Origin of the sequence: Vibrio sp. OPT46 (assembly GCF_015163535.1) — a bacterium.
In the GTDB taxonomy this organism is placed as follows: domain Bacteria; phylum Pseudomonadota; class Gammaproteobacteria; order Enterobacterales; family Vibrionaceae; genus Vibrio; species Vibrio alginolyticus.
Window position 1 is genome coordinate 52874 of sequence record NZ_JADDYG010000236.1, and the last position, 4570, is coordinate 57443.

The window sequence follows — 4570 nt, forward strand, 5'->3', positions numbered from 1 at the left end:
ATTGTATTTGATACCGCCGTCTTGTGGTGGGTTATGTGATGGGGTAATAACGATACCGTCTGCTTTTTCATCGTGTTTGATGTTGTAAGTCAGAATCGCGTGTGAAATACCCGGTGTTGGCGTGTAACCGTTGTCTTGTTGGACAATCACTTTCACACCGTTTGCAATCAGTACTTCAATCACACTTGAGAAAGCAGGCTCAGATAGCGCATGCGTGTCTTTACCCACAAACAACGGGCCAATTGTGCCTTGCTCAGCACGAACTTCTGCTACCGCTTGAGCGATCGCTAAAATGTGGTTTTCGTTAAAAGTGTGCTTGTCTGCAGTACCGCGGTGGCCAGAAGTACCAAATTGAACTTTGTGTTCTGCGTTTGCCGCGTCTGGTTGAAGTAAGAAGTAGTTAGCAACGAGTGCTGGGATATTGTGAAGATCTTCCTGCTGCGCTTTTTGCCCAGCACGAGGGTGCATAGCCATGTTTGACATCCTTTCTTTAAATACAAATAAAATTAAAAAAGCCTCATAATATCCGCTCACTGCGACGCATTATGAGGCTTCTATCAGGTTTCTTAGATTGAACCTGTTACTTTTTCTATTAAGTCAGGTTGGAACCCCATGTGTGCCATCACTTGTTCAACCATCTGTCTTTTACGACTTGTATTGTTATTCGTGATAACCCAAAACGGTGTGCCAGGAATGGCTTTTGGCTTGGTCGTATTACCGTTTGCTAGCAAGGTTTCTTCATTATCTGCAAAGTACACGCGTTTGCGTCCTTTTACATTCGTAGCCTGGGCGAAACCTTCTGGATTCAATTTATGTAAGGTCGATAATACCAACATAAAGCGATCAATCGCTTTTTTTAGACCGGCAAACTCATCAGAAATAAGCAGCGAACGCATTTCTTTCACTACATCAACAGATTCCGTTTTACCCGCATCTTTACTTACTACAATCCCTTGTGGCTTCTCTACTACAGGCGCGGCTTTAGCTTCCTGCAACTGACCATCAAGGTTTAAAAGGCGTCGCAAAATATCCGAGGCGCTTTCACCGATATGCTTAGTTTGACTAGCTATATAACGGTATAGATCCTCATCAACCTCAATTGTTTTCATTCGCTTTTCACATTCTCAATGTTTAAACTCTGGGGGATTATAACGAGATCCACGCGGATACTCCACGTTAAACCCATCACGAATAAGATAAAATGTCAGCATTACTCAACTATAAGCAGGAAGGCCAAGGCCAAACAGTTGTTTTGATTCACGGATTGTTTGGTAGTTTAAGTAATCTGGGTCTACTCGCCCGCGATCTTATTAAAGATCACACGGTGATCAGTATTGATCTGAGAAATCACGGCCTCTCTTTCCACTCCGAAGTCCATAACTATACCGATATGGCAAAAGATGTGGCTCAGCTCCTTCAGCACTTAAACGTTGAGCCATCTATTGTTATTGGGCACTCCATGGGCGGAAAAGTCGCGATGGCTCTTGTGGACATTGCTCCAAATGTAGTCAAGAAGTTAGTCGTTCTCGACATGGCGCCTGTTGCCTACACTACGAACCGTCACGATAATGTTTTTAACGGCTTACATGCTGTTATTAATGAAAAACCAGCAAATCGACAGCAAGCCATGGATATCCTAGCTCAACATATTGAACTCGATGGTGTAAGACAATTTCTCTCTAAATCACTGTACAAAAATGGCGATAAGATGGATTGGCGGTTTAACGTACCGAGCCTTTTTGATAATTATGACCAAATTATTGGCTGGCAAGAAATCACACCAACAGATATCCCAACTTTGTTTATCAAAGGCGGCGACTCTGACTACTTAATGCCAGAACATCAGCCGGCAGTGAAGCGACAATTTAACCATGCTAAAGCACACATTATCGCTGGCACTGGTCACTGGTTACACGCCGAGAAACCGACAGAAGTAATGAGAGTCATTCGAAAATACATTTCGAGTTAACAAATTCGAAAAGCAACACTAGATTATTGAAATAACCCTTCTTGTAGTGCATTAACTTTACCGTTTAACAGTGGTATAGTGCGCCCAAGATTTTTCGGCATGAAGGGCTAAAATGCTTTACGACTATATGGATATGCTCGAGTCTATTGGGCTCGATCTTCTTTTTGCTGCTATCTTTTTTTTCATCGGGATGGCGATAAAAGATGTGCTAAAGCAAGGCAATGTACCTGTTTTTGGTCGTCGTATTGTGTGGTTAGTCCTTTTCCTAGGCTGTGCTGGCTTTATTGCAAAAGGTGTAATTCAGCTAACTTGGGAAGGCTCAGGGTTAGGTTAAACCCTTAGTAGCATCGCCAATAACAAACAATGTAAAGGTATAGACTCTATGGCAAGTGTAGGTATCTTCTTCGGTAGCGACACAGGTAATACTGAAGCCGTTGCAAAGATGATTCAAAAGCAACTAGGTAAACATCTAGTTCACGTTCAAGACATCGCGAAAAGCAGCAAAGAAGACATTGATAACTTCGATCTTCTTCTTCTAGGTATCCCAACTTGGTACTACGGCGAAGCACAATGTGATTGGGATGACTTCTTCCCTGAACTTGAGCAAATCGACTTCTCTACTAAGCTAGTGGCTATCTTTGGCTGTGGCGACCAAGAAGACTACGCAGAATACTTCTGTGACGCGATGGGCACAGTCCGTGATATCGTTGAGTCTAAAGGCGGCACAATTCTTGGCCATACCTCGACAGAAGGCTACGAATTTGAAGCGTCTAAAGCACTTGTTGAAGGTGACGAAAGCCAATTCGTAGGTCTATGTATTGATGAAGACCGCCAACCAGAATTGACTGACGAGCGTGTTGAAAGCTGGGTTAAACAGATCTATGAAGAGATGTGTTTAGCTGAGCTAGAAGGCTAATCAAATTGAATGATGCAAAGACCTCCACTTGGAGGTCTTTTTGTATGTATTGTCACACAGCATCGGTAAGTACTTCCTCTTCGCGATACTGAGGTTTCTTTCTTACATAAAGCTTGCGTTGAACCTCTGAAACCACATTCCCCTGTTTATCTTTTACATGAGTAATAAACTCAGGAAAACACTTTTCTCCATTCCGTGTCATTTGATAAATGTTTTCCAGCATCCCTTCAGTGACCTCAAATTCTGCAAACAAATCACTTTGCCCCGGCTTAATAAAGTTAATGCTTGCCTCTTTATCCCACACATAATATTCCTCTCGTAGAATCCCCATCAGCATCAACGAGTAAATAGGATCAGTTAAAGAGAAAATACTGCCGCCATATTGGGTGCGATTGGCATTTTTATTCCACCAGCGAAGCTTTAAACGTACCTTTACAGTACGGAAGTCTTGAGAAATATGTAAGATTTTAATACCCGCCCCCCAAAAAGGAGGCCAAATATTGAGTGCGAACTTTACAATTCCTGGTTTGTATATCTTCGCTAGTCGCCTATTCATCGCTATCTCTGCCCTCTCCAAGCTTAATGTTACATAATTGTAACTGGTCAGAGCTGTAATATAATAGACCTGTTTCTAATTTACAAAAAGATTCTATTAACCCTTTGAAGTTCGTGGTTTAATGTTCCGAACGCTTATCCTATAATGGTAGGAAGATTGAATTCTGTTAAATCGCTGCAGATGATCCAACGGGAAAGTATATGTCAGATAATAATCAGGCGCTGAAGGATGCGGGTTTAAAAGTAACCCTTCCGAGGCTAAAAATTCTAGAAGTACTTCAGCAGCCAGACTGCCAGCACATCAGTGCTGAAGATTTGTACAAAAAGTTGATTGATCTAGGTGAAGAAATTGGCCTAGCAACTGTTTACCGAGTTCTAAACCAGTTCGACGATGCTGGTATTGTAACTCGTCACCACTTTGAAGGTGGAAAGTCAGTCTTCGAATTATCGACTCAACATCACCACGACCACCTAGTGTGCCTAGACTGTGGTGAGGTAATTGAATTTTCTGACGATCTTATTGAAGAACGTCAAAAAGAGATTGCAGCTAAGTACAATGTCACACTAACAAACCACAGCTTATACTTGTACGGCAAGTGTAGCGATGGTGGTTGTAAAGACAATCCAGATGCACACAAACCGAAAAAATAAGGGTTTGTTAATTTAAAAAGTAAACGTCAGCACATGCTGGCGTTTTTTGTTTCTAGAAGTCAGTACCTTAGACGTCAGTACTTTGGTTACAGAACAAAAGCTACTAAACACCCATCTTTTTTATCCACAGTTTTGCACTTCTATATAGCACTCTGTGGGATTAGGTATAAAAAATGCCAGCGTTTGCTGGCATTTTTCATCACTCTCAGCATTAATTGAGATTATTGATTCTCAATTTTTGCCCAGGTATCACGTAAACCAACCGTGCGGTTGAATACTAGATTATCTGCTGAAGAGTCTTTCGAGTCTGCACAGAAGTAACCCATACGTTCAAACTGGTAACCTTTTTCTGCTTCTGCGGAAGCTAGGCTAGGCTCGACGAAGCCATTGATCACAACTAATGATTCAGGGTTGATAGTAGAAGCAAAATCTTCCGCTGCGCCTGGGTTTGGCACCGTAAATAAACGATCGTACAGACG

6 protein-coding genes and 2 pseudogenes are annotated in these 4570 nt (G+C 42.0%); 4 read left to right on the top strand and 4 right to left on the bottom strand.

The window, feature by feature from the left end; genetic code table 11:
• Together IQR33_RS32700 and seqA are read right to left on the bottom strand one after the other, a co-directional pair.
• Positions 1-474: pseudogene (locus IQR33_RS32700) on the bottom strand (phosphoglucomutase, alpha-D-glucose phosphate-specific); the annotation flags it as partial.
• A 92-nt stretch (positions 475-566) separates the two neighbouring features.
• Positions 567-1109: a replication initiation negative regulator SeqA gene (seqA, locus tag IQR33_RS09740; RefSeq protein ID WP_005382149.1), complete on the bottom strand. Its 543-nt coding sequence runs from the start codon at positions 1107-1109 to the stop codon at positions 567-569.
• A gap of 92 nt (positions 1110-1201) precedes the next feature.
• Here seqA and IQR33_RS09745 point away from each other — a divergent pair, with 92 nt between their 5' ends.
• The 3 genes from IQR33_RS09745 to fldA all read left to right on the top strand — a co-directional run bounded on the left by IQR33_RS09745 (position 1202) and on the right by fldA (position 2885).
• On the top strand, positions 1202-1969 hold the full coding sequence (locus tag IQR33_RS09745) for an alpha/beta fold hydrolase (protein ID WP_017634814.1): 768 nt from the start codon (positions 1202-1204) through the stop codon (positions 1967-1969).
• Positions 1970-2081: 112 nt separating this feature from the next.
• Positions 2082-2303, top strand: a complete 222-nt coding sequence (locus IQR33_RS09750) for a DUF2788 domain-containing protein (RefSeq protein WP_005393038.1) — start codon at positions 2082-2084, stop codon at positions 2301-2303.
• Positions 2304-2351: 48 nt separating this feature from the next.
• Positions 2352-2885: a flavodoxin FldA gene (fldA, locus tag IQR33_RS09755; protein ID WP_005382146.1), complete on the top strand. Its 534-nt coding sequence runs from the start codon at positions 2352-2354 to the stop codon at positions 2883-2885.
• Positions 2886-2937: 52 nt separating this feature from the next.
• Here the strand turns inward: fldA and IQR33_RS09760 are convergent, their stop codons facing one another.
• The gene (locus IQR33_RS09760; RefSeq protein ID WP_005382144.1) at positions 2938-3441 is read right to left on the bottom strand and encodes a DUF4442 domain-containing protein; all 504 of its coding nucleotides are present in this window, start codon (positions 3439-3441) and stop codon (positions 2938-2940) included.
• Between the two features lie 200 nt (positions 3442-3641).
• Here IQR33_RS09760 and fcrX point away from each other — a divergent pair, with 200 nt between their 5' ends.
• Positions 3642-4091, top strand: coding sequence for a ferric iron uptake transcriptional regulator FcrX (fcrX, locus tag IQR33_RS09765; RefSeq protein ID WP_005382141.1), 450 nt, complete (start codon positions 3642-3644; stop codon positions 4089-4091).
• Positions 4092-4312: 221 nt separating this feature from the next.
• Here fcrX and IQR33_RS09770 read toward each other — a convergent pair.
• Positions 4313-4570, bottom strand: a pseudogene (locus IQR33_RS09770) (glutamine--tRNA ligase); the annotation flags it as partial.